16 protein-coding genes are annotated in these 25792 nt (G+C 35.6%); 8 read left to right on the top strand and 8 right to left on the bottom strand.

What is annotated here, in order from left to right; all coding sequences use genetic code 11:
* Positions 1 to 171 precede the first annotated feature (171 nt).
* From atpD to MP477_RS01700, 3 genes are all read left to right on the top strand, one after another.
* Complete coding sequence (atpD, locus tag MP477_RS01710) at positions 172 to 1680, top strand: F0F1 ATP synthase subunit beta (protein ID WP_230035467.1); 1509 nt, start codon at positions 172 to 174, stop codon at positions 1678 to 1680.
* 98 nt (positions 1681 to 1778) lie between these two features.
* The gene (locus MP477_RS01705; protein ID WP_230035469.1) at positions 1779 to 2060 is read left to right on the top strand and encodes a F0F1 ATP synthase subunit epsilon; all 282 of its coding nucleotides are present in this window, start codon (positions 1779 to 1781) and stop codon (positions 2058 to 2060) included.
* A gap of 81 nt (positions 2061 to 2141) precedes the next feature.
* Positions 2142 to 2960 (top strand): hypothetical protein, encoded by an 819-nt coding sequence (locus tag MP477_RS01700; protein WP_230035471.1) that lies wholly within the window; start codon positions 2142 to 2144, stop codon positions 2958 to 2960.
* Between the two features lie 1640 nt (positions 2961 to 4600).
* On the opposite strand, the gene MP477_RS01695 is transcribed toward MP477_RS01700, so the two are convergent.
* The 5 genes from MP477_RS01695 to MP477_RS01675 form a co-directional block, all read right to left on the bottom strand.
* Complete coding sequence (locus MP477_RS01695; protein ID WP_257188911.1) at positions 4601 to 6790, bottom strand: radical SAM protein; 2190 nt, start codon at positions 6788 to 6790, stop codon at positions 4601 to 4603.
* Positions 6791 to 6886: 96 nt separating this feature from the next.
* Positions 6887 to 7579 (bottom strand): hypothetical protein, encoded by a 693-nt coding sequence (locus tag MP477_RS01690; RefSeq protein ID WP_257188910.1) that lies wholly within the window; start codon positions 7577 to 7579, stop codon positions 6887 to 6889.
* Positions 7580 to 7798: 219 nt separating this feature from the next.
* Positions 7799 to 8689, bottom strand: a complete 891-nt coding sequence (locus MP477_RS01685; protein WP_257188909.1) for a DMT family transporter — start codon at positions 8687 to 8689, stop codon at positions 7799 to 7801.
* A gap of 73 nt (positions 8690 to 8762) precedes the next feature.
* Positions 8763 to 10034 (bottom strand): pyridoxal phosphate-dependent aminotransferase family protein, encoded by a 1272-nt coding sequence (locus tag MP477_RS01680; RefSeq protein ID WP_257189048.1) that lies wholly within the window; start codon positions 10032 to 10034, stop codon positions 8763 to 8765.
* A gap of 81 nt (positions 10035 to 10115) precedes the next feature.
* Entirely contained in the window at positions 10116 to 11153 is a 1038-nt protein-coding gene (locus MP477_RS01675; protein WP_257188908.1) for a PLP-dependent cysteine synthase family protein, read from the bottom strand.
* Between the two features lie 221 nt (positions 11154 to 11374).
* Between MP477_RS01675 and MP477_RS01670 the strand changes: the two genes are divergently transcribed.
* From MP477_RS01670 to MP477_RS01660, 3 genes are all read left to right on the top strand, one after another.
* Positions 11375 to 14860 (top strand): DUF2723 domain-containing protein, encoded by a 3486-nt coding sequence (locus MP477_RS01670; RefSeq protein WP_257188907.1) that lies wholly within the window; start codon positions 11375 to 11377, stop codon positions 14858 to 14860.
* Positions 14861 to 14949: 89 nt separating this feature from the next.
* Positions 14950 to 16443 carry a hypothetical protein gene (locus tag MP477_RS01665; RefSeq protein WP_257188906.1) on the top strand — a complete coding sequence of 498 codons (1494 nt, stop codon included), beginning with the start codon at positions 14950 to 14952 and terminating at the stop codon, positions 16441 to 16443.
* Between the two features lie 98 nt (positions 16444 to 16541).
* Positions 16542 to 17069, top strand: a complete 528-nt coding sequence (locus tag MP477_RS01660) for a DUF1697 domain-containing protein (RefSeq protein WP_257188905.1) — start codon at positions 16542 to 16544, stop codon at positions 17067 to 17069.
* 243 nt (positions 17070 to 17312) lie between these two features.
* On the opposite strand, the gene MP477_RS01655 is transcribed toward MP477_RS01660, so the two are convergent.
* Together MP477_RS01655 and MP477_RS01650 are read right to left on the bottom strand one after the other, a co-directional pair.
* Complete coding sequence (locus MP477_RS01655; RefSeq protein ID WP_257188904.1) at positions 17313 to 18167, bottom strand: nucleoside phosphorylase; 855 nt, start codon at positions 18165 to 18167, stop codon at positions 17313 to 17315.
* 18 nt (positions 18168 to 18185) lie between these two features.
* A complete protein-coding gene (locus MP477_RS01650; RefSeq protein WP_257188903.1) occupies positions 18186 to 18647 on the bottom strand; it encodes a hypothetical protein in 462 nt (153 codons plus the stop codon).
* A 232-nt stretch (positions 18648 to 18879) separates the two neighbouring features.
* On the opposite strand from MP477_RS01650, the gene MP477_RS01645 reads away from it, so the two are divergent.
* Positions 18880 to 20709, top strand: a complete 1830-nt coding sequence (locus MP477_RS01645; RefSeq protein WP_257188902.1) for a cytochrome-c peroxidase — start codon at positions 18880 to 18882, stop codon at positions 20707 to 20709.
* Positions 20710 to 20868: 159 nt separating this feature from the next.
* Here the strand turns inward: MP477_RS01645 and MP477_RS01640 are convergent, their stop codons facing one another.
* On the bottom strand, positions 20869 to 23220 hold the full coding sequence (locus tag MP477_RS01640; protein ID WP_257188901.1) for a PDZ domain-containing protein: 2352 nt from the start codon (positions 23218 to 23220) through the stop codon (positions 20869 to 20871).
* 382 nt (positions 23221 to 23602) lie between these two features.
* Between MP477_RS01640 and MP477_RS01635 the strand changes: the two genes are divergently transcribed.
* The gene (locus MP477_RS01635; RefSeq protein WP_257188900.1) at positions 23603 to 25756 is read left to right on the top strand and encodes an alkaline phosphatase PhoX; all 2154 of its coding nucleotides are present in this window, start codon (positions 23603 to 23605) and stop codon (positions 25754 to 25756) included.
* Positions 25757 to 25792 lie beyond the last annotated feature (36 nt).

Raw genomic sequence — 25792 nt, 5'->3', positions numbered from 1 at the left:
ATGTGCCAATGTATCAATATAACAGTGTATCAATTATTTCAATGATAAATATTGTTGCATTGGGAAAATATTATCTTCCTACATTACTGAAAAAGCATGATAAAAATCTTTTTTTTACCAATTGTGGGTTTATGAAGAATCACTATATTTGCACCAAGAAAAAATTTAGCAATGGCAAACCAAATTAAAGGTAAAATTTCTCAAATTATTGGTCCGGTAATCGACGTTGTCTTCACAGATGTGGAATCTGTTCCTAGCATCTATGACGCGTTAGAAATTACAAAAGAAAACGGTGAAAAAGTAGTTTTAGAGGTAGAACAACATATTGGCGAAGATACAGTAAGATGTATCGCAATGGACGCTACTGATGGTCTTAAGAGAGGGCAAGAAGTAATTGGATACGGAAATCCTATTACTATGCCAATCGGAGAGGCTGTAAACGGAAGACTATTCAACGTTGTTGGTGATGCTATCGACGGACTTCAGAATATTTCTAAAGAGGGAGGACTTCCAATTCACAGAGAAGCTCCAAAATTTGATCAACTTTCAACTTCTGCAGAAGTTTTATTTACAGGTATTAAAGTAATCGACTTAGTGGAGCCTTACGCAAAAGGAGGTAAAATTGGTTTGTTCGGTGGTGCCGGTGTAGGTAAAACAGTATTGATCCAGGAGTTGATTAACAATATTGCAAAAGGACACGGAGGTCTTTCAGTTTTTGCCGGAGTAGGTGAAAGAACGAGAGAAGGAAATGACCTTTTAAGAGAGATGCTGGAATCAGGAATTATCAAGTATGGTGATGATTTCATGCACTCTATGGAAAATGGAGGTTGGGATCTTTCTAAAGTAGACTTAGAAGCTATGAAAGAATCTAAAGCGGCATTCGTTTTCGGACAAATGAACGAGCCACCAGGTGCAAGAGCTAGAGTAGCACTTTCTGGTCTTACATTGGCTGAGTATTATAGAGATGGTGGAGAAAGCGGACAAGGTAGAGATGTACTTTTCTTCGTAGATAACATCTTCCGTTTTACACAAGCTGGTTCTGAGGTATCTGCACTTCTTGGTCGTATGCCATCAGCGGTAGGTTACCAACCAACTCTTGCTTCTGAAATGGGAGCGATGCAGGAAAGAATTACTTCCACTAAAAATGGTTCAATTACTTCAGTACAGGCGGTATACGTACCTGCGGATGACTTAACTGACCCGGCTCCTGCAACTACGTTTGCTCACTTGGATGCAACAACGGTACTTGACAGAAAGATTGCTTCATTAGGTATTTACCCGGCGGTAGATCCTCTAGCTTCTACTTCAAGAATCCTTTCTCCGGAAGTTATTGGTCACGAACATTATGACTGTGCTCAAAGAGTAAAAGAAATTCTTCAAAGATACAAAGCGCTTCAGGATATCATTGCTATCCTTGGTATGGAAGAACTTTCTGAAGAAGATAAATCTGTAGTTTACCGTGCAAGAAAAGTTCAGAGATTCTTATCTCAGCCTTTCCACGTAGCAGAACAGTTTACAGGTATTCCTGGATCATTGGTAGATATCAAAGATACAATCAAAGGTTTCAACATGATTATGGATGGTGAATTAGATCACTTACCAGAAGCTGCTTTCAACTTGAAAGGAACCATCGAAGAAGCTATCGAAGCAGGACAAAAAATGTTAGCTGAAAACGCTTAATAATTAGACATAAGATTTTTAGACATGAGATGAGAGACATATAATGTTTGTCAAAAATCTTTTAATCTTCAATCTTTTAATCTTTTAATCTAAATTAAATGAATATAAAAATTTTAACACCAGAATACGTAGTTTTTGAAGGAGAAGTAAACTCAGTATTGTTGCCTGGAAAAAATGGTGAATTTCACATCATGCAAAACCACGCAGGAATTGTTTCTTCTTTAATCGGTGGTAAAGTGAAGCTTTTTGCTAATTCAATTGATGAAGCTTTTGCTAAAAACTTTACTAAAGAAAATGAGAAAGACTCTGTTTTTTCTTATTCTATCAAAAGCGGTGTTGTAGAATTTAATCATAATAAAGGAATTATCCTTTGTGAATAATTAAATGAAAAGCTAAATATATTTTCAAGAAAGTGTAACTTTGTGTTACACTTTTTTTATTTTATGTAAAAGGCTGGTTCTATGAAGAAAAGTATCATTATATTCTTTACGCTTCTGGGAGTTTTCCTCAATGCCCAGAATATTAAAACCAAAAGAGGAATTATTAACTTAGACGGAATTCCGGTAGCAAAACTCTCCAATAAATCCAATAATTATACCTTTATGGATTTAAAGGAAACACCGCTATATACGATAAAATTTATTGATAAAAGTATCGTTGACTCGGTGAGAGACAGCTACATAGAAATTAATAGGGTGTATAACAGGGATAAAGTAATAGAACTGGATTATATTTCACCGTCGGCATTTTCCGGGGAAGAAAAATCTGCCGTCTACACCTCTGTGAAGGGGCTTAAAATAATTGATAATAAAGGAATCAATGTAAAAAATCTTGATGAACTGTTTTCGAACATGCCTAAAAGAAAGCTGGACAGTAAAACAAAAGAAGCTTATACCATCAGGAAAAAGATTGATAAACTGAATATTGAGGTCAATAAAGTAGGCGAAATCCTAAGCAATGGTGTTCCGGTGGGATATTTTACCAATTTACCTGTAAGTTTTGGTTCAGACGATACGATAATGGATAAAACTTTTATAGATATTGAGATTTATGATGCCAAAAGTAAATATATCGGACGGTATATTACAACCACAAAACAATTGAAAAGTGCTGGCGGTAAGTCTTTTACAATTTATAAGGAAATGTCGGGCAGAGCTTCTATCTTAAAATTTCCAACTTATAAGGCACTTGCAGAACGCATGGCTATTATGGATCCCAATTTTATTAAAACTCAGGAAAAAGTATCCGTTGGCCCTGTTGTAAAAGATACAGCTAATTAAAAACTTTCAATGGAAAAGGTTCTTATCGTAAGATAGGCTTGGTTTGCAAAATCCGTGAGCGTATTACCTTCAATAAAAATTAAACTTCATCCAAAATCTACCACAGTCTTTGTCATTCCGCAGGAATCTCAACGTTGTTAATATAGAAATACAATCTGGATTCCTCCGGAATGACAAACTGAGCGCTTTTATCGTATAAAGGATTTGATTGATCCGCAAAGCCTGCGCGCGTATTGTCTTCAATAAAAATTAAACTTCATCCAAAATCTACCACAATCATTGTCATTCCGCAGGAATCTCAACGTTGTTAATATAAAAATACAATCTGGATTCCTCCGGAATGACAAACTGAGCGCTTTTATCGTATAAAGGATTTGCTTGATCCGCAAAGCCTGCGCGTATTGTCTTCAATAAAAATTAAACTTCATCCAAAATCTACCACAGTCTTTGTCATTCCGCAGGAATCTCAACGTTGTTAATATAGAAATACAATCTGGATTCCTCCGGAATGACAAACTGAGCGCTTTTATATAATAAAAAAGCTTTGGTTGATCAGCAAAGCTCTGCGAGCATATGTCTTCAATAAAAATTAAACTTCATCCAAAATCTACCACAACCTTTGTCATTCCGCAGGAATCTCAACGTTGTTAATATAGAAATACAATCTGGATTCCTCCGGAATGACAAACTGAGCGCTTTTATCGTATAAGGATTTGCTTGATCCGCAAAGCCTGCGCGCGTATTGTCTTCAATAAAAATTAAACTTCATCCAAAATCTACCACAGTCTTTGTCATTCCGCAGGAATCTCAATGTTGTTAATATAAAAATACAATCTGGATTCCTCCGGAATGACAAACTGAGCGCTTTTATCGTATAAAGGATTTGCTTGATCCGCAAAGCCTGCGCGCGTATTGTCTTCAATAAAAATTAAACTTCATCCAAAATCTACCACAACCTTTGTCATTCCGCAGGAATCTCAACGTTGTTAATATAAAAATACAATCTGGATTCCTCCGGAATGACAAACTGAGCGCTTTTATCGTATAATAAAAAGGATTTGCTTGGTTTGCAATCCGTGAGCGTATTAGCTTCAATAAAAATTAAACTTCATCCAAAATCTACCACAGTCTTTGTCATTCCGCAGGAATCTCAACGTTATTAATATAGAAATACAATCTGGATTCCTCCTGAATGACAAACTGAGCGCTTTTATCGTATAATAAAAAAACTTTGGTTGATCAGCAAAGCCTGCAAGCATATGTCTTCAATAAATTAAACTTCATCCAAAATCTACCACAGTCTTTGTCATTCCGCAGGAATCTCAACGTTGTTAATATAAAAATACAATCTGGATTCCTCCGGAATGACAAACTAAATGTTTTTATCATATAATAAAAAAATCGGCAAAATCTACAAAAGTTGTATTCAATAGAAATGGGCTTTAGCCCATTCGTTCATCAATAATTTCAAAAATTAATTGGCTTTAGCCAAAACCTAATATAGAGAAGTATTCTATAAATGCATAAAAGAATGGTGCAGACTTTTCCGTACCGTTTTCACCTTTAAAAAAAAATCATTTTTATACCTTAAATTGAAAAATCTATGGAATTTTCAAAATCCCTGAGAAAAAACTGAAATTTTATAAACTCAAAATGACCCCGTTTTCTTTTAATTGCTGCATTGGTTTTGAGAACCAGAAAAGCTCAAAATCCTCAAAATTTTCTTCAAACTGATTCTTAAGTTGTTGAGCTGTAATCTTTTTCGAACTTTCTATAGAGTTCTCCTGCAATACATTCAGTAACCAATCAGCTTTCTCTTGCTCCATCTCGATCTTCACAATATTGGTTTTTAAGTGGAAAGTAATTAATGTGTACGTACCAGAATATTTCTTTTTTGTTTTTACGCGATTCTCAGCGATTACATTTTTGGTTAAAAACACGATTTTTGAGTTTCCTTTAAAAGAGAATGAATTATCTTCTAAAAGACAGTCATGAATATGGTCAGGATGAATGGTTGTTCTTGGAATTTTAAAATCGAACCATTCCTGAAGAGGAATTTCAAAATTAATTCCATGCATATAATTGAAGAGGGATTTTTTTAATCCAAAGCTGAATTTATTATGATCGATTCCTGTTTTATCTTTAAAGTCGATGTCATTATTTGCGAATAGAATTTCCTGTTTTACCGGAATAACTCCGAAATCTTCGGGATTGATTCCTACAGGTGAATGGGCAGTCATGGCAAACTGATGCCAGAATCCACTTTGAAGAATTCCCATTTCAAACATTTGACGAATCATTTCCAGCGAGTCTATTGTTTCCTGAACAGTTTGAGTAGGGTAGCCATACATCAGATAGGCATGAACCATAATTCCAGCTTCAGTAAAATTTTTCGTTACTTTGGCCACCTGCTCCACAGAAACTCCTTTATCAATTAATTTTAATAACCGATCACTGGCTACCTCAAGACCTCCTGAAACGGCAACGCATCCAGATAATTTTAAAAGATAGCATAAATCACTGGTAAAGCTTTTTTCAAAACGGATATTGGTCCACCATGTTACGACAAGATTTCTTCTGAGAATTTCCAGTGCAACTTCTCTCATCAAAGCTGGAGGTGCTGCTTCATCTACAAAATGAAAACCTGTTTCACCGGTTGTTTTGATGAGTTCTTCCATTCTGTCTACCAAAATTTTGGCAGAGATAGGTTCATAGATTTTAATATAATCTAAGGAAATATCACAGAAGGTACATTTACCCCAATAACATCCATGAGCCATGGTCAGTTTGTTCCATCTGCCGTCACTCCATAAGCTGTGCATGGGATTGGCAATTTCAATAACGGAAATATACTGGTCTAATTTTAAATCTGTATAGTCCGGAGTACCAATTTCAGCCTGCTTATAATCGTGTCTTTTGGAATTGTTTTTATAGGCAACTTCCTGATTTTCAATTAAAAAAGTTCTTTTATATTCAAATTCTTCTACAGGATGCAATACATTTTGACAAAGTAATTCAATAGGAAGTTCACCGTCATCCAAGGTGATAAAATCAAAGAATTCAAAAACTCTCTGATCTTTAACCTCTCTTAATTCTGTATTGGGAAAACCTCCTCCCATAGCTATTTTAATGTGAGGAAAGTTCTTTTTAATAAACTGAGCACACTTAAAAGCCGAGTACAAATTTCCGGGAAAAGGGATTGAAAAACAAACCAGTTTAGGCTGTATATTTTCTATTTCATCCTGGAGAATTTTCAATGTAAAATCATCAATAAATGTTTGTGGACCGGCTAATTTTGAATACAGCTCGTCAAAAGAATTGGCACTTTTCCCAAGGCGTTCTGCATATCTGCTGAATCCGAAATCAGGATCATTATTTTCAATGATATAGTCTGAAATATCTTCCAGGTATAAGGTGGCCAAATGTTTGGCTTTATCCTGTAAACCCATGTTTCCGAAAGCAAAATCCATATCATCCAGTTGGTTGAAACGGGAAGCTTCAGGCAGAAAATTCATGCTGCAGATCTGTCTGGCTAATGTTGGATTTTTACCCTGTAAAAAAGAAATTACCTGGTCAATGGTTTTTAAATACTCTTCTCTTAAAGCAAATATTCTTTGTGTATTTTCAGTAGAAATCTGAAGATCAATATTTTTCTCAAAAACCTTTTGAAGCCCGTCTCTAGAGAACAATTCTAAAATAACATCAATACCCAGATCAAGCTGATAGCTGGAAATATTTTTGGTGTTCAAAAATCCTTTGATATAAGCTGTTGCGGGATAAGGAGTATTGAGTTGGGTAAAAGGTGGGGTGATAAGAAGCAGATCTTTCAACAGAAAATTTTTGCAAAGTTATAAGTTTTAAATCTAAAAGAGCAAAGATTTTTACTGATTATTTGACGAAAAATTATAAAAGTGTTTTCAAAAGCCTTATTGATAGTAATGATTATGTTGCCAATGATAATAGGTCCATCCTATACCAAATAATCCGGGATATGTTTCAATATCGAGATAATCTCCTTTTCCAAATTGATTATAAGTTTTACGTCTTACATTGATTACATCAGGTTTTGTATATTCTTTTAGATAGTAGGAACGCAAATATTCATAATCATTTTTATATTTTACAATTTTAGATTTTCTGGTAAGAATTTCATATTTCTTATTTTGAATAGTGAGGAATGTTTTGGTGGGATTATGATGATCAGTTGTTGGATTCATTTTTTCTTTCGGAATCGTCATAAACTGATAGTTTGTAATTTCAGAATAACCATCCGAATCTGTTTTTTCTTCTGTAGAAATGGCTTTATCAGTAATTAAGTATCCTTTCGATAATGGTTTGGAAAAGTCAAAGGATACATTAAGTGCTAAGAAAAAGAGGATAGAATAGAAACTCATAGTCTGTAAGATACTTTGAGAGTTCTTTGACATATCTTTATTTTTCGATTTTATATAAAGCCCTGCTATTACCGGTAAAGAGAATAAAACTAGCTGGGTCATTAAACTGAAATGATACAGTTCAAAGATTTTCCAGGCTATAAAAATATATAAAACAGGTGTGGTAAGAAATAGAAGTTTATAATAAATTGACTGATCGATATTTTTCCTATCTGTGTCATTCATAAAAAACCTGATCCAGGGAATACAGAAAATGATCACACATAGAAAACTAAACTGCAATGATACCGGCTCCGAAAACAATAAAACTAAACATAAGAATATTCTAGTAATAAAAGAAAAAATGATCTTTTGAATAATTTGCATAGTTATTACCCATCAATTGTTGAGTAAATATAATATAAAAATTTTTGTAATGACATAAGTAATTATCAGCAAGCCACTTTAGGCCGTGCATTGATTAATTTTCGACTTCCTGTTGCCGGCAATCACATTAAGGGTAACTGCTAAAAGAATCAGCGTAATACCGATGAACAGATTGGTTGTGAACTTTTCATGAAATATCAGTACACTTACCATTACGGCAACTACAGGTTCCAAAGCGCCAAGTATTGCCGTGGGAGTGGATCCTATGTATTTAATGGCGTATACCAGGCATAAGCTGGAAATAACGGTAGTCAGAAAAGCAAAAATGAGAAAATTAAAAAATAGAGATAGGGAAGGTATCGTTAAAGATCCTCCCTCCAAACCTGTCTTTGTCATAAAAAACAGAGATGTGATAAGCATGGAATAAAAAGACAGCTTAAATCCGGAAACCTTGAGATCTGATTTATTGACAATAACCATATATAATGCATAAAAAAGAGAACTCAGCATGACAATTCCCAATCCTGTAAAGTTGATGTCCAGTCCGTTTCCTTTTAAACATAAAACAATAACGCCTGCAAAAGCAAACAGCAATGATACTATAGACAGCCTGTTGAGCTTTTCCTTATAGAAAAAGAACATAATCAAAGCTACAATAACAGGATAAATAAATAAAACAGTAGAAGCGATACCTGGGGTGAGAAAGTCGTAGCCTAAAAATAAAAACTCCGAAGACAAAGCATAGCAGATTCCCAGAACAGCTAATATCAACAATTCTTTCTTATTGATTTTGAAACTCTCTTTAGAATAGAGGAGATATCCACCTACCAGTAAAGCAGAAAAGAAGAACCTGTAAAATAAGGTTACATCTACTGAAAAATGTGCCTGCTTGATGGGCAGAATAAAAATAGGAATCAATCCATAGGAAACAGCAGACAGCGTTCCCAACATATATCCTCTGAGTTTCATTTCGTTTGTATAGCTTTTATAGTTTTTAAATAAAAAACCACTGAATCAATCAGTGGTTTTTGTGTGTTTATGATTAAATCGGTTTAAAACTTAATCCCTGTTCCTGCAGTAAGAGCTGTTCCTGCTCTTTATAGTAACCACTTACTAATTTATCATGAATAGCTTCAAATGCTGCGAGAGTTTCATTAATCTCTGCATCCGTATGAGATGCTGTAGGAATTAATCTTAAAAGAATCATTCCTTTTGGAATTACAGGATATACAACAACAGATGTAAAAATACCGTAATTTTCTCTTAAATCTTTAACCAATAGAGTTGCTTCTACCGGGGTTCCCTGCATCATAACCGGAGTTACACACGTATTGGTATCACCGATATTAAACCCTCTTTCTTTAAGACCACTCTGCAATTTTTCAACATTCTCCCAAAGTTTTGCTTTGATCTCGGGTCTTGATCTCAATAGTTCCAATCTTTTTAAGCCTCCGATTACCATTGGCATGGTAAGAGATTTAGCGAAAATTTGAGACCTTAAGTTAAATTTCAGATATCTGATGATTTCTTTATCACCCGCAAGGAATGCTCCGAAACCTGCCATTGATTTTGCGAACGTAGAGAAGTATACATCGATCTGATCATTACAGTCCTGCTCTTCGCCTACTCCTGCACCTGTTTTACCAAGCGTTCCGAATCCGTGGGCATCATCTACTAAAAGTCTGAACTTATATTTTGATTTAAGATCACAAATCTCTTTGATTTTTCCTTGCTGCCCTCTCATCCCGAAAACTCCTTCAGTAATTACTAAAATACCACCTCCGGTTTCTTCAGCAACTTTGGTAGCTCTTTGAAGGTTTTTTTCAAGGCTCTCTATATCGTTATGTCTGTAGGTAAATCTTTTACCTGAATGAAGTCTTACTCCATCCACGATGCACGCATGAGAATCCATATCATAAACAATGACATCATTTCTGCTTACCAAAGCATCAATGGTAGATACCATTCCCTGGTAACCGAAGTTTAATAAATATGCTGATTCTTTTTGTACAAAATCTGCCAATTCTCTTTCCAATTGAAGGTGCTGTTCTGTCTCTCCGGACATCGCCCTTGCTCCCATAGGGTAAAACATTCCATATTCTGCAGCTGCATTGGCATCCGCTTCCTTCACTTCAGGATGGTTACAAAGACCTAAATAGTCATTGGCACTCCAGAAAATTACTTCTCTACCCTGAAATTGCATTCTCGGACCAATGGGGCCCTCCAATCTTGGGAAAATAAAATAGCCTTCACCATAATCTGCAAATTGTCCAAGAGGTCCTGGATTTTCTTTTATTCTTTCAAAAATATCCAACATTATATCGTGATTTTTAAGTAAAAAAGCCTTTGTTGTAGAACACGCAAAAGGCTTGATTTATATTGTGATTATATATTATTATTTGATAAACTCTGTCTTGAAGACTTCATCGTAATTGTGAACACAATTATTAACAAATCCCTGCTCAGCCATCCATTTATCACTGTACACCTTTGTAATATATCTTGAACCGTGATCAGGATAAATCAAGACAATGATATCATCCTTCGTTAGTTCGTGAGATTGGGCATATTGTATTAACCCCTGCGTTACGGCTCCGGTAGTATAACCTCCCATGATGGCCTCTTTTAAAGCAATTTCGCGGGTTCTGTATGCAGCCATTTCATCATTTACTCTTACAAACTCATCTACTTTATCAAAAAGAAGGGCAGAAGGAATTAAATTTTTTCCCATACCTTCAATTTGATAAGGATGAACATCTTCCTTATGGATTTCTCCCGTCTCATGATAGCTTTTTAATATAGATCCATCTGCATCCACCCCAATAATTTTAATATCCGGATTCTTCTCTTTCAAAAATTTAGCGGAACCTGACAGGGTACCACCTGTTCCTGTACATGCAAAAAGGTGAGTGACCTTACCTTCTGTCTGTTCCCAAATTTCAGGACCCGTAGTCTGATAGTGGGCATCAATATTCAGTTCATTAAAGTACTGATTGATATAAATAGAATTAGGGGTTTCCTGAGCGATTCTCTTAGCTACTTCATAGTATGATCTCGGATCATCCGCTGCTACATTAGCCGGACATATATATACAGTTGCTCCTAATGCTTTTAGATAAGCAATCTTTTCAGGTTTCGTTTTGTCGCTTACTGCGAGAATACATTTATATCCTTTGATGATACATACCATTGCAATAGAAAATCCGGTATTTCCGGAAGTAGTTTCTACAACTACAGAATCTTCTTTTAATAAACCTCTCTGCTCTGCATTTTCTATAATATGTAGTGCAATTCTATCTTTGGTGGAATGTCCAGGATTATATGATTCTAACTTGGCATAAACGGTTGCTGGAATATCTTTTGTGACGGTATTTAGCTTCACCATAGGAGTATGTCCTATCAGGCCAAGAATATTATCGTAAACATTACTCATTACTTGTTATTTTCAATAAAAATCTGACTGCAAAAATACAAAAAAATAAATAATTACTAAACTTTTGTTTGATTTCTAGAGGTCAATTTTAGAAAACTTATTTTCTCATTTACAGTTTTAGCAGGTGTATGATCGCAAATTCTACGCCAAATTTTTAAATTTTGTTAAAAACAATATAAAATAATATAAAAGCCTTATTTTCGCATAATTGATTTAATACTATGAAAAATTGGACTTTTAGGCAATGGAACACCGCTTTAGGATGGGTGATTTTCGTCATTGCGTTTTTTACGTACTTGTCCACGATAGAACCCAATTTCAGTTTTTGGGATTGTGGAGAGTACATTTCTTCAGCAGTAAAACTTGAAGTAACGCATGCTCCGGGAGCAGCTTTATTCCAGATTGTGGGTGCCGTGGCAGCCATTTTTGCATTAGGAAAAGGCGAAAATTATTCTATCGTAATTAATGCGATGTCTGCATTGTTCAGTGCACTGACTATTTTATTTTTGTTTTGGACCATTACACATTTTGTAAGAAGACTCTTAAACAAAGACTTTGAAGAGATTACCAAACATCAGGAAATCTCTATTTTATTTGCTGGAGCAATAGGAGCACTCTGCTTTACGTTCTCAGATACCTTTTGGTTTTCTGCAGTAGAAGGAGAGGTATACTCAATGGCTTCCATGTTTATCGCACTTTTGGTCTGGTTGATCACAAAATGGGAGAATGAGTATAAAGCTGCTGACAGTGAGAGATGGATCATCCTTATTTTCTTTATTTTAGGTCTTTCTGTTGGGGTACACATGATGTGTATGCTGGCTATCCCTGCAGTATGCCTTGTATACTATGCAAGAAATTATAAGTTTACCTGGAAAAACTTTATCTGGGCAAACCTTATTACCCTGGGAATTTTGATTATTGTCTTCAAAATTATTTTCCCTTTGATTATGACCATGTTCGGAAGACTGGAGATTTTCTTCGTAAACGGGCTGGGACTTCCTTTCCACTCAGGAACTATTGTTGCATTTATCCTAATGGTAGCGATCTGCTATTTTATTATTAAATATGCCAGAAGAGCAAAGAAAAATGTATACCAGACGGCAGCTTTATCTGTGGTTTTCATGATGATAGGATTTTCTTGCTGGATGGTTATCCCAATCAGAGCAAATGCTAATCCACCTATGAACCTTAATGATCCTGATACAGCTATTGGTATGTTGGATTATTACAACAGAGAACAGTATGGTGACTGGCCAACGATCTACGGACAAAACTATACGGCATTTCTTGATGCTAACGGAATCGAGAAAAATGAAGACGGAAGTTTTAAAACAACGAAAACCGGGGAAATCTACGAAAAAGATGAAAAAACCGGAACGTATAGAAAAACCGGAGACCGTTTCAATTATGTATTCAATAAGTCTCAGATAAGCTTAATGCCAAGAATGTTCAGTGAAGATAAAGATGTAATGGCGAATTATATTGCCATGTACGGAGCTCCTGATTTTACATTCAATTATGGCAATGAAGATGTTGCAGATAACCCACAGGCTAAGCAGATCTTCGATGAGATGAGAACGAAATATGAAGATAAATCAATTACGGCGGCAGATTATCTGAAAGTAAAACCATATAACCTGATCAATGTTCAAAAGCCTTCATTACTCCAGAATATGGATTATTTCATTTCTTTCCAGAACGGATATTACTTTGTAAGATACCTGATGTGGAACTTTGTAGGAAGACAGAATGATCTTGAAGGAAACATGGAAAGTACAAAAGGAAACTGGATTTCAGGTATTCCTTTTATCGATAATGCATTGGTAGGAAATCAGGATAAAATGCCTGCTAAGTTTAAAAATGAAAGTACCGTAGCATTTTTCTTCCTTCCATTGATTTTAGGTTTGATTGGATTCTTTTTCCAACTGAACCGTGATTTCGGAAGATTCTATGCCTTATTATCTTTATTTATTTTAACCAGTGTAGGAATTGTTTTCTATACAGGAGTAAAACCTTTTGAGCCTAGAGAAAGAGATTATGCCATGGTAGGTTCATTCTATGCTTTCGCGATCTGGATAGGATTGGGAGCAGGTGCTATTCTTTGGTTCTTACAATCCAAAATAAAATCTAACGGTGCTAATATTGCTTTAGGAGTTGTTTTATTGGGAGTACCATTTATGATGGGCTTCCAGAACTATAATGTTCATGACAGAAGCAACAGATATACAGCGTATGACTATGCTTATTCTGTATTAAAATCACTGCCTAAGAACGATATCCTGTTCGTATATGGAGATAATGATACTTACCCGGTTTGGGCTATTCAGGAAACTGAAAGATTCAGAGATGATGTAAAAGTAGTTAACTTTACCCTTGCTTCAACACCATGGAACTTAGATCAGGTGAAAAGAAGAACGTATAATGCAATGGGTATCCCAAGTCAGTTAACACATGATGATTACAGAGACGGTGTCAATGACCAGATCTATATGATGAAGAAAGAAGATTGGGAAGGGGTTTTCTCTATGTTGAAAGAACAGGGCGCCCCTGAAACGGAATTCCAGTCATTCAGAAAATATCTTACTCAGGATTCTTTAACATTGAAGCAGGCTATTGAGTTCATTAAATTCAAGTCTCCTGAAAAAGATCAGCTTTTAAAAATGTATTTCGGAGAAGAAAAATATGAAAAATATAATATTCTTCCGGTTAATAAATTTATCCTTCCTGTCAATAAAGAAAATGCTTTGAAAGCAGGAATCATCAACCCGGAAGATCTTCCGAATGTAGCGAATCAGATTATGATCACTTACAAAGGAAACACGCTTTATAAGAACAACCTGATTCTGCTGGACCTGTTGGCAAACTTCGACTGGAAACGTCCGATCAATTTCTCCTCAGGAGGAATCTATGACAGCGAAAATATTTTCTACCTTAATGAATATCTTCAGTTTGACGGATTCAGCTACAGGCTAATACCAATTCATACGCCTCAAACTCCGGATGGAGATATGGGAAGAGTAGATGCCAACTCATTGTATAATGTAGTGAAAAACTTCAGATGGGGGAATTTCAAAAATTTAAATACCCACTTTGACGAGACAGCTACATCCAATATTATCAGCTACAGAATGTCAGCAAGCAGGGCCGCTTCAGCACTTGCATTGAATAATCAGAAAGCAAAAGCATTGGAAATTCTTGATCTTGCAGCCAAAGAAATCCCTGCAGAAAAATATAATGATCCCCGTTCACTAAGTTCAATTGTATCAGGATACATTATTGCAGGTCAGGAGCAGAAAGGTCTTCAGCTGGCAGAAGTGCTTAAGAAAGGAATCTTTGAAGAATATGATTATTATTTAAGCCTTTCTAAAGCAGATCAGAGCTATCTGAGAAGACAGATGAGAACAAAACCTATGGAATATTCTCTTATTGTTTCTGCAGTTACAGATGCTTATACAAGAATAGGTCAGAAAGAAAAAGCATATGCTTATCTGGTAAAATCCATTGAACCGATTGATAAGAAATTCAATGTTTTTGTAAAAGAACTTCAGCAGATGGGTAAAGACAAAGCAATGAAGGAATCTGAAAATGTTCAGCAGATCACACCATTCTATCAGTATTTATTTGATATCATGGAACCTTTTGATTCTACGTATTCAAAAGAAAAAGAAAATCAGATTACTACTGCAATTATCAAGGTAACACAATAAAATACTTTAAAAACGGAACTTCGGTTCCGTTTTTTTATTATTGGGAATCCTGAATTTTAAGGCTATATTTGTGAAACTAAAAATACAGAATGTCCGAAACAAAGAATAGCAGGTTCCCCATCTATGCTGTAATTTTTACAGTACTTTTTAAACTCCTTTTTTTATTAACGCACTATATCCAGGAAGATGCATTTATTACCTGGAGAGTCGCTCAGAACTTACTGGATTATGGAGTGATCGGTTTCAATGGAGATACTAAAATCTCGGCTTCTACCACTCATCTGTATGTTTTTGTATCCTATATTTTCAACTTTGTTTTTGGAAAAGAAAACTTTATTGAACCTCTTTTGATTTTCAATTCTCTTCTTTTTACAATAGGGACATTGCTTCTTTCTCATTTGGTTCTTAAAAATCCTTTGCATAAAGCTATTTTCATCTTTTTAATAGGTATTCTTCCTCCTTCCATTAAAATTTCAATCCTTGGAATGGAATACGGACTGTTATTTTTTCTGGAGATGTCATTACTGTATTATGGCTTTTACAAAGGAAAAAAATGGGTGCTGGCCTTACTTCCGGTTCTGATCATGTTCACAAGAATAGACACAGTGATCTTCCTGGGAATTGTATTTCTGGTTGACCTTTTCTGGAACAGAAAAATCAGATGGATTTATGTCTTTGGGGGAATTTGGGGTGTTTTATTTACCGTAGCCTTCAACTGGTTTTACTTTGGTGAGCTTGTCAATAATACCATCACAGCAAAGAAATTACTGTATGAGCAAAGTTTTACACTGCAGCAGCACATTAATTATTTCTTTGCAAGTTTTGGAAATTTCTGGGGAATGCTGAAAGTACCTGGGAATTTTAATCCTGTAACAGTTGTTGTATTGATTTTTGAGCTTCTGTGTTTCATTTACCTGGTCAGACAGAGAAATAACAGAAATTATTTCCTGTGGATGATTTTTATTTTCGGATGGGTAAAACAGATTATTTTTATCTCTCAAAAAAGCTTATTTGATTGGTATTACTGGGTTCCGCAGCTTCTGCTTTTCGTGCCTGTTCTTATTTTTATCTTAGAACAGAAAGAGAAAAGAAACTTGTGGCTGTCTTTATTGATTATATTTTATATTGTTCCCATGCTTGCCTTTCAGACTATTCATTCTATTGCGACAGGAAATGGAGAATGGAATTACCGCAGAACAATAGGGGTATTTTTAAACCAATATGAAAAAGATAAAAATCAATGGATCTTGCTGGAACCGGCGGGATATGTTCCTTACTTTTCGGGGTTAAAAACAATTGATGAAGTAGGGCTGGTAGATAAACAGATTCAGGAAGAAATCAAAAAGGATAAAGCGAATTATTGGATCAATACAGTAAAAACAAGAAAGCCAAAATATCTTCTTTCCTATAAAAATCTGTATGAAGGCAATGATGCTAATGCTGTTTATTATCGAACTCATTACAGGCTTCTGAAAGAATTCAGAGTGAAAGATCACCTGAAAAGCGACCACAAAATACTGGAAAAAATCTATCAGCTGAAGCCTTCCGGAACAGATTATAATCTATACATTAAAATAGAATAAAGAATAAAGAATAAAGAAGTTGAAAGGGTAGACGGACTCAAACTCTCAAACTCTCAAACTCTCAAACCCTCCGACTCTCAAACCTTCAAACCCAACCTATGAAATACTGTGCTTTTCTCCGTGGTGTCAACGTAAAAGGAACAAACATGAAAATGGCTGACGTATGCCAGGTTTTTAAAGAGGCCGGAATGGAAGATGTAAGTTCCATACTCGCTTCCGGAAATATCGTTTTTTCTTCAGATAAAACTGCTGGAGAATTAAAGACAATTCTGGAAAAAGCAATGTCCGGGCATTTTTCTTATGAAGCTTTTTTATTTGTTAAATCCAAAGAGGAGGTAGAATTATTCTGGAATAGTATCCCTTTCGAAAAGAATGATGACCTCCATATTTATGCCTTTGTGGGAGTTCCGGGAATTGAGGATATTTTGATGGAAGAATTTCAAAAAGCTTCCCAGGCGGAAAATGAAAATGCAGAAATTATCAACAGTATATTGTACTGGCAGGTTCCAAAAGGAAATACCTTAGATTCTACATTTGGAAAAATTTTAGGGAAGAAAAGCCTTAAAGACCGGTTTACGAGCAGGAATACCAACACCTTTGAAAAAATCCTGAAAAAGATGAACTAAGATTTTTTAGAAGCCCTACTTAACATTGCTTAATTAAAAATTTATTGATTTCCTAATGTACATAATAAACAAACTTTCTTAATGCCTTAATGTTAAGATAAGGAGTATCTGTATACTCAATAGAAATGGGTTTTTAAAAAACAATAAATCCCAATCGGTTTTAGCCAAAACCTGATAAAAACAAAAAAGCTATCCTCAATGAGAATAGCTTTTTGTATGTAATTATTATAATGGAAGCACTACTTATTTAATGATTCTTTCCAATACCCATTCAATCAGGTTTTTCTCAGAAGCATGGTGATCTGCAGAGAATTCTCCACGTCTTCTGTTGGCAATTACGTTATTCACAGTAATGGCTTTATGTCCTAATAATTTTGAAAGAGCATAGATAGCAGAAGTTTCCATTTCGAAATTTGTGATCCCAAGATCATTTAAAGTTTCCAGGAATTTGTCATCTACTGCTTTTAAACGAAGCTGTCTTCCCTGTGGAGCATAGAACCCTGGGAATGTAGCCGTATTTCCGTGGTATTTGGCATCTTTATAATAGTCTCCCATTTTTTCTGCCCAATCTGAGAAATAAAGCATCGGTTTGATTTTTTCGTAAGGGAATTTCTCCAGGAAGCTTTTTGAAAACTCATTTTCAAAGTTGTAATCCTGGTAAAAGTGCATCAATCCGTCTAGTCCCACTACATTTTGTGTAACCAGCATATTATCAACCTGTACATCAGGGTTTACGCTTCCGCAAGTTCCCATACGGAATAATTCAAGAGCCTTATGTTCAGTTTTGAACTCTTTATTTTTAAGATCGATGTTCACCAAAGCATCCAGTTCGTTCATTACGATATCGATGTTTTCAGTTCCGATACCTGTGGACATTACTGTGATCCTCTCTCCGCGAAGAGTTCCTGTATGCGTATAAAATTCTCTTTTATTTTTTTTGATTTCTACCGTATCAAAATATTTTGAAACCTTTGCCACTCTGTCAGGATCACCCACAAGGATAATTTTATCAGCGATATCTTCGGGTAAAAGATTCAAGTGGTATACACTTCCGTCTTCATTCAGAACAAGTTCTGAGGCAGCAAGTTTATTGAGCATAATGTATATTTTTGTATTTTAATTAATGAAAATTGCGTCTTTATAAGGAGATCCGGCAAGATCGAAGATCGTATCGTATTCTTCAACGATTCTTTTTTGTCCCTGAACGACTTCGTAGACCGTAATAATTGTTTTTTCAAAGTTTTTAGGATCTTTCCGTTGTGAGGTAATCTCATAGAAATGATTATCCTTTTTGAGAACAGAAACAAGCTCTTCCTTAGTTGAGTTGTTGGTTTCCATCATTCCGGGAAATTCCATTACAACATCTTTTAGTTCAGTATAATTTTTATAAGGCTTTGTAACTCCATTTGAGTATACATAGACATTGGGAATATCTTTGCCCTGCTCTAAACGGACCAGATAATAGTCGTTACCTTTCTTCTCTGCATAAACAGCCATTTCCTGTTGTTTTTTCTTTTGCGAAAAAGAAGAAAGAGAAAGCAGGCTGGCCATGCAAGCAAACAATAACTTTGTTTTCATATTACTATTTTTAGTTTTGATTTGTTGAATTATATTAAAAAATCCTCTCCCAGTAACCTTCACCATTATTTTTCACCGGTTTTTTTAGAAAGAACCGTTCTCCTTAGAATAATGAATTTGATTTCGGGGTTTAAAATTAGTAAAAAATCTGTTACCTATAAATATAAACATTTTTTAATCTCCTATTAAAGTTAAGATAATATTTGATTAATAGATTTGCTGTTAAAAATTAATGAGATCTTACCCATTGCTTGTTGTGATCCTTTTAATAGGATTTGCAGTAATGTCTTTTAATCCGGTTTACAAAGGAAAGGAAAACGAAAATACATTTATCAATAAAGGATTAACAGACTTTAAGGGTAAGCTGGAACAGCTGAAATCAGATGTTTATCGGTTTTCTGAAGATAAGATTTCCCTTGAAGAACTGCAAAAATCCCTTAACAGTACCAGAAATTCATTCAAGGAAATAGAATTTTATATTGCCTATCATTATCCTGAATTTACAAAAACTCACCTTAATGCAGCTCCTTTATTCCATATAGAAGCAGCCGGAACATCAGCTTATACACTTCCACCGGAAGGGTTGCAGGTTTTGGATGAACTTATATTCTCCGAAGATGCCACGAATGAAAAAGAAAAGATTAAAACCATTACTGATTTTTTATATAAGAGCTATTCAAATTTCTATCTGAGCACCGTAAAAAATGGACTAAGCAGAGGAAATAATAAAACGTTGCCTTTACGTATAGAGCTGATCAGAATTTACACCTTGGGAGTGACAGGATTTGATACTCCGGGTTCTCTGAATACGTCTGAAGAAGCCCGTTCTGCATTTCTGGGAATAAAAAAATATATCAGTGACGATCTTTATTTTAAAAACTACAATATTGGAAAAGCCAATCAGATTCTGACTGAAGGAATCAGCTATCTGTCTTCCCATAAAGATTTTGAAACTTTTGACAGGATAGAATTTTATAAAAAATATATACAGCCATTATATGAAGAATTGGGAAGATGGGACGGCAGACCTGACGATTTGAAAGAATTCTCAGGCTGGAATGTAGGTAACAAAAACCTTTTCAGCAGTGATTTCTTAGATCCATATTTCTATACTTTATTAAAATCTTCAGAAGACAGCCCTTCTCTTAGAAACCTTGGAAAATCCATTTTCTACGATCAGAATCTTAGTGGTAACAGGAAAATGAGCTGTGCCACCTGCCATCTTCAGGAAAACGCTTTTACAGACCTTACAGCAAAATCTCCAAGCAATATAGAAGGAAAAACAGTCTTAAGAAATTCACCGTCTCTTTATAATGCTGTTTTTGCGAAAAGATTTTTCTACGATCTTCGGGCTTTTTATCTTGAACAGCAGGCTGAACATGTCATTTATAGTGAAGAAGAGTTTAATACCAGCTATGAAAATATCATCAGCAAATTAAAAACAGATCCTGAATATAAAAATAAATTCCGTAATGCTTTTAAAGATGGTAAAATCAATAAGGAAAACTTCTCAAAAGCCTTAAGCTCTTATGTAGTTTCGTTGTATTCTTTTGACAGTGACTTTGACCGTTTTATGAGAAATGAAAAAGAGGTTTCCGAAGATGTTAAAAAGGGTTTTAATTTATTTATGGGGAAAGCCAATTGTGCTACCTGCCATTTTGCCCCTCATTTTTCAGGTTTAGTACCACCGTTTTTCAATGAAAACGAATCTGAAGTATTAGGAATCACAACAAAACCAGTCAGTCAGCTTCCTGTAGAACTCGATTCCGATCTTGGAAGAGGAAAAAGCCCGGTGAAAAAAGAAAAATCATGGATTTATGATTACTCATTCAAAACTGTTACAGTAAGAAATATTGCCCTTACCAAACCTTATTTCCATAATGGAGCTTTCAGTACGCTGGAAGAAGTTCTCGATTTTTATAACGAAGGTGGAGGAGAAGGCTTAGGATTAAAAATGAAAAATCAAACATTGGCTCCCGATAAACTGAATCTTAGCCCAACAGAAATCAAGCAGATTATTGCTTTTCTGAATGCTCTTACCGACGTGAGTAAAGCGAAATAATATGGATTTTGGAAAAAATAAGCCCCACTTTACAACCTTATAGGTTTTTAAAACCTATAAGGTTTAACAAACGATCGATGTACAAAAGTCTTTCCGAAACAAATTATCCCGAATTCAGGTTCAATACAATATAACTTTCGAAAATTTTGTTATTCTTTTTTATTTTAGCAGCAATTTTACCTGTATAGGCTGTTGATTGCGAATAGCCTCTACTTTTACTTCTCCTTTCCATTGGGAAAGCTGATAGATATTAAGCAGATCAGCTGCTTTTTTGATTTCTGTACCATCCATAGTTCTGATGACATCCTTTTCCTGCAGGCCGGCTTTTTTCAATGGGCTGTTGGATTCAAGTTTCACAATAATAGCACCATTTTCATCGGGCAGTCCATAGGCTGATCGCTCTTCATTACTTTCTACTGATTTTATTAATGCATTCAGAAAGTTGATTGATGCTACATTTTTTTCGTTATCAGTATTGTATGTTAATATGGGGAATGGTGGCTTAGCCGCAATTTTTTTGAGTCTGGGAAGCTGCACTCCAAATTCATCCATTGGAAAATTTTTAAACCCTATATGCAATGCCGGTGAATTTTTATTGACTCTGTAATCTCCGGTTTGAGGACTGATAAAATTTGCATTTCCGGCAATACTGTGTTGGTCTGTATTTCTCTTTTGAGCGGCGGCCATGGCAGAAAAATTGAAAAAAAGATTATAGTCAATGTTGTTGCCCCAGTCATCAATCCCTATAGGAGCATAAGGAATCATTACAATGTTGTGGGAGAAGGTATCGTCACTATCTTTAAACCATACATGCGGATGAAAACTATTGTTGATCATAATGTTATTTTCTGCTTTTCGTTTGAATCCTTCACGTAGCTTAAGTCCACCATTCAAAAGTACATTATTATAGATGTGGTAATTGGAAGAGCCGTCGTCTAAATCAATATCCCATCCGTGATCACAACGGAATCTGTTGTTTCTGATAATCGTAGTCTGTTCAGCGTCCAGTAAGATTAATTCAGGGTGTGCGGTGGTAATGCTGTCCATATATTTTCTGGAAGGACTCCAATACCGGTCTCTTCCCCATGAATTGAAAGCCCCATGATCGCCAGTCTCCAGTACGGTATTGAATACATCATTAAATTCTATAATATGTCCTCCGAAAGCACCATCACCAATATTAATACCAGCTCTTGGTGTATTGTATATGGTATTATGTTTTACCGTAATATTGGAGGCGATATCTATCTGGATGCCTGCAGACTGTTTTTCAATCCTTCCTATGTCATGGATGAGATTGTTTTCAGCAATACATTGTTGAGGATAAAGATTTGATTTTGGTCCGGGAGTCTTATCCAGTTGTTCATAAGGAATATAATCTTCATATCTGAATGAGGGAGAGCGAACCGCACTGGAATTTCCTACAAACGCAATTCCACTGGCTCCCGCACCATAAATAAGGTTTCCGCTGATAAGATTATTTTTATTGTACCCACTTATCATAATGGCATTGCCTCCTACCTCGGTAAATGTACAATCTGTTATTTTTATTTTCTGTGTATTTTCAAGAAGAACAGTTCCTCCTCTATAAATGGTCCAGTCACTTCTTAAAAGAGGTTCTTTGGTATCCATAAAGCTTCGCTCATTATGCATAAAGCTTATGTTTTTTATCTCTATGTTGGATAAGGGAGTTTCTGCAGTGCCTTTTATTTCAATGCTGTTTTTTAAGTGAGAAACTTCTACCTGTGCTTTGGATAGGTCTATTCCTTTTGCCGGAAAGTAATAAAGCAGGCTTCTTTCTTTGTCGAAAAACCACTCTCCCGGACTGTTGAGTTCTTCAAAAATATTTTCCACAAAGCGAAATTGTTTGTGCAATGCAGATGGACGATTATTCTGCCAGCCTCCTTCTAGTTTAAGTTCCCCTTTTTCATCAGTTCCCGTTATTTGATAGTGGAAACCTCCCCATTCTCCGGCATGGAGCCCGTGAACATAACCTCCTCTCGGATTTTTCCACTGTCTGATATGTTCAGGAGCTATGGCATCGGCTGAGGTTCCGTTGAAAACCCTGGCTGTGCTATCATAATCGGGATAACGGGCCAGTACCTGAAGCTGTCCATTGATAAACAACCGTTCAAAAGTATTGTTTTGGGGTATCTGGGTAACATAGATGTTATCTTTATAGGGTTTCCAATCAGGTTTTATCAATTTTCCGGCACTTATAACAGCTTGCTCACCAGGATATGAGGTGATAAGAAGTGACTTTGTTTTCAAATTTCCATCCTGTAAAACGAGGGATTTTTGTAAATAATAAATACCTCCTCTCAGATAAATGATAACCTCTTTTCCTGTCATTTTTTCAGCCTCTTGTATGGCACGTTCAGGAGTTCTGAATGGATTTTTTAAAGTTCCGGAATAAGTATCATTACCATTAACAGAAATATATAATTTAGTTTGCGCATGAAGAATTGCAATTGAGAATAAAGCAAAAAATAATATAATTTTTTTTTCCATTGTGTTTTGTTGTTTTAGTGAATATTTTAAACTATTTGAAAGTTATTAATTACAATAAATTATTTTTTTTGTTATTTCATAGTTTTTTGATTTAATTTTAATATAAGTAATTAATTGTGAATAGTTTATCAGTAAATTACGAAAGAATTTTAAATACTTTATAAAATATTTATTCCAATCAATGAGAGGTTCATAACTAACCTATTTAAGCTTTATAAGCCCTTATAGTTTGTCCGTAAAGCTGTAAGTATTAACAATAATTTAATCCCCTTAACATTAGGTTCTAAATTAATTAATATTTCCCGATCTATATTTAAAGTCCTATTAACAGAAGGATAGCTCTAAAAAAATAGTTTTGCAAGGTCTAATAAATCAAATTAAAATGAAGAGAAAATTACTCACACTCGGAGCTTTGGCTTTACTTGCCGGTACCTCTATTCAGGCGCAGACTTTTATTTTTAATAAAAATTCGTCATGGAATTACAAAGACCTTGATCAGGCTCAGCCGGATGCATGGAAAACTAAAACATATGATATTTCTTCATGGGCCACAGGAAATGGTCCTTTAGGATATGGTGATCCTGTAACCACTACCATACATAATGGTGCTACAGGTCTTATTACAGCCTATTTTGCAAAGGATTTCACGGTTGATTTATCTACACTTTCAGATAATATGGAGTTGGGAATAATGAGAGATGACGGGATTGTAGTATATCTTAATGGTGAGGAAGTCGTAAGAGATAATATGCCTGCCGGTGCTGTCACTTTTAATACACTTTCAAGTACAACTGTTGATGGTGCCGCAGAAAGTGTATACAATATTTTCTCTATTCCAAAGTCGAAATTTGTAAACGGAGTGAACAGAATTTCTGTTGAGTTACACAATAGAAGTACTGGAAGTTCCGATCTTAGAATTGATGCTTATTTAAAGACAATACCTGCCGCTACCACTTGTAACGGAGCCCATATCAGCTGTTTTACCTCTATCGTTCCTACGGCACAGACCAGCAAGCTTATTATTCCTACAGCGCATAAGTACCAGCTTATCCTGAAAGAAGGAGATAACTATACAGAAGGAGGAGGATTCGTAGGAGGGCAGAACGACTTTACGGCCTATGTCCCGAAAACCGGAAGCAGCACAAACGGATATCTTTCAGTAAACCATGAAACCAATCCGGGAGGAGTTACCATGGCTGAAATCAACTATAATGCCTCTACCAAACTTTGGCAGCTGACAAAATCCAGAGCTGTAAGTTTTTCAGATCCTAGCCTGGTACAGACAATCAGGAACTGCTCAGGAGGAATTACTCCATGGGGAACAGTGATTACAGCTGAAGAATCTGTTACTTCCAGTGATGTGAACAATGACGGATATAAAGATTACGGATGGCTTGTTGAAATTGATCCTGCCACAGCTCAGGTGATTTCTAAAAATCAGGACGGAACTAAAGGTAAACTTTGGCAGATGGGAATCATGAACCATGAAAATGTTGTGATCAATACCGCCGGAACTGTTGCTTATTACGGAGAAGATGGAGGAACGCACATGGTATACAAATATGTAATGGATACTCCGAATAATCTGGCTTCAGGAAATCTTTACGTATTGAAACTAGATCAGGGACTTAGTACATCGGGAGACCCGGTGGGCACTACAGCAACATGGGTTCAGATCCCAAACAAAGCTAAGGCTGACCAGAACAATACCAATAGTCTTGCCCAAACATATGGAGGAACAAAGTTCAATGGAGTGGAAGATGTAGATATCAGCCCATTAGACGGTAAGATCTACTTTACAGCAAAAGGATTAGACAAAGTATACCGTTTACAGGATAATGGAGCTACCGCTTCCCAGGTGGAAACATTTGTGGGAGGAGCTTCTACGTCATATTCTTTCACTACAGCTCAGGGAACAATGTCTGAAGCGTGGGGAGACGGAAATGATAACCTTACCTTTGATGAGCTTGGAAACCTTTGGGTTCTTCAGGATGGTGGGAAAAATTATATCTGGGTTATTGCTCCTGACCACACGCAGGCTAATCCTAAAGTAAAACTCTTTGCTTCTATGCCGTCTGGTTCAGAACCTACAGGGCTTACATTCACTCCTGATCATAAATTTGGATTCTTCTCTATCCAGCACCCGGATTCTACTATTTCTACAGATATTGACGCGACTGGAAATACAATCAACTATAAAGGAAAATCTGCAACAATCGTAATTGCACTTAAAGAAAACTTAGGAATAGAAGGGTCTTTGGGAACTATAGAGAATAAAACTGCAGAAACTACAGTAAACGTAGCTCCAAACCCTACTTCAGGAGTTGTTAAAATAAACTCTGAAAAAGGATTGAAAGATATTGCTGTGACCGCTTACAGTATGGACGGAAAAATTGTTTATACAAAGAAGTTTAACGGTTTAAGCAAAGTATTGGACCTAGACTTTACATCACAGCTGGAAGCATCCCGTGTTTTAATTTTAAATATTGAAGCAGAAGGAGGATTCCAGAAGACAGTAAAACTTTTAAAGAAATAAATAATTAAACTTTTGTCTGCCGGTAGTATTGCCGGC

The sequence above is a fragment of the Chryseobacterium sp. WG23 genome (genome assembly GCF_024586575.1).
Classification (GTDB): Bacteria; Bacteroidota; Bacteroidia; order Flavobacteriales; family Weeksellaceae; genus Chryseobacterium.
This window is presented reverse-complemented; position numbering and strand designations above follow the sequence as displayed.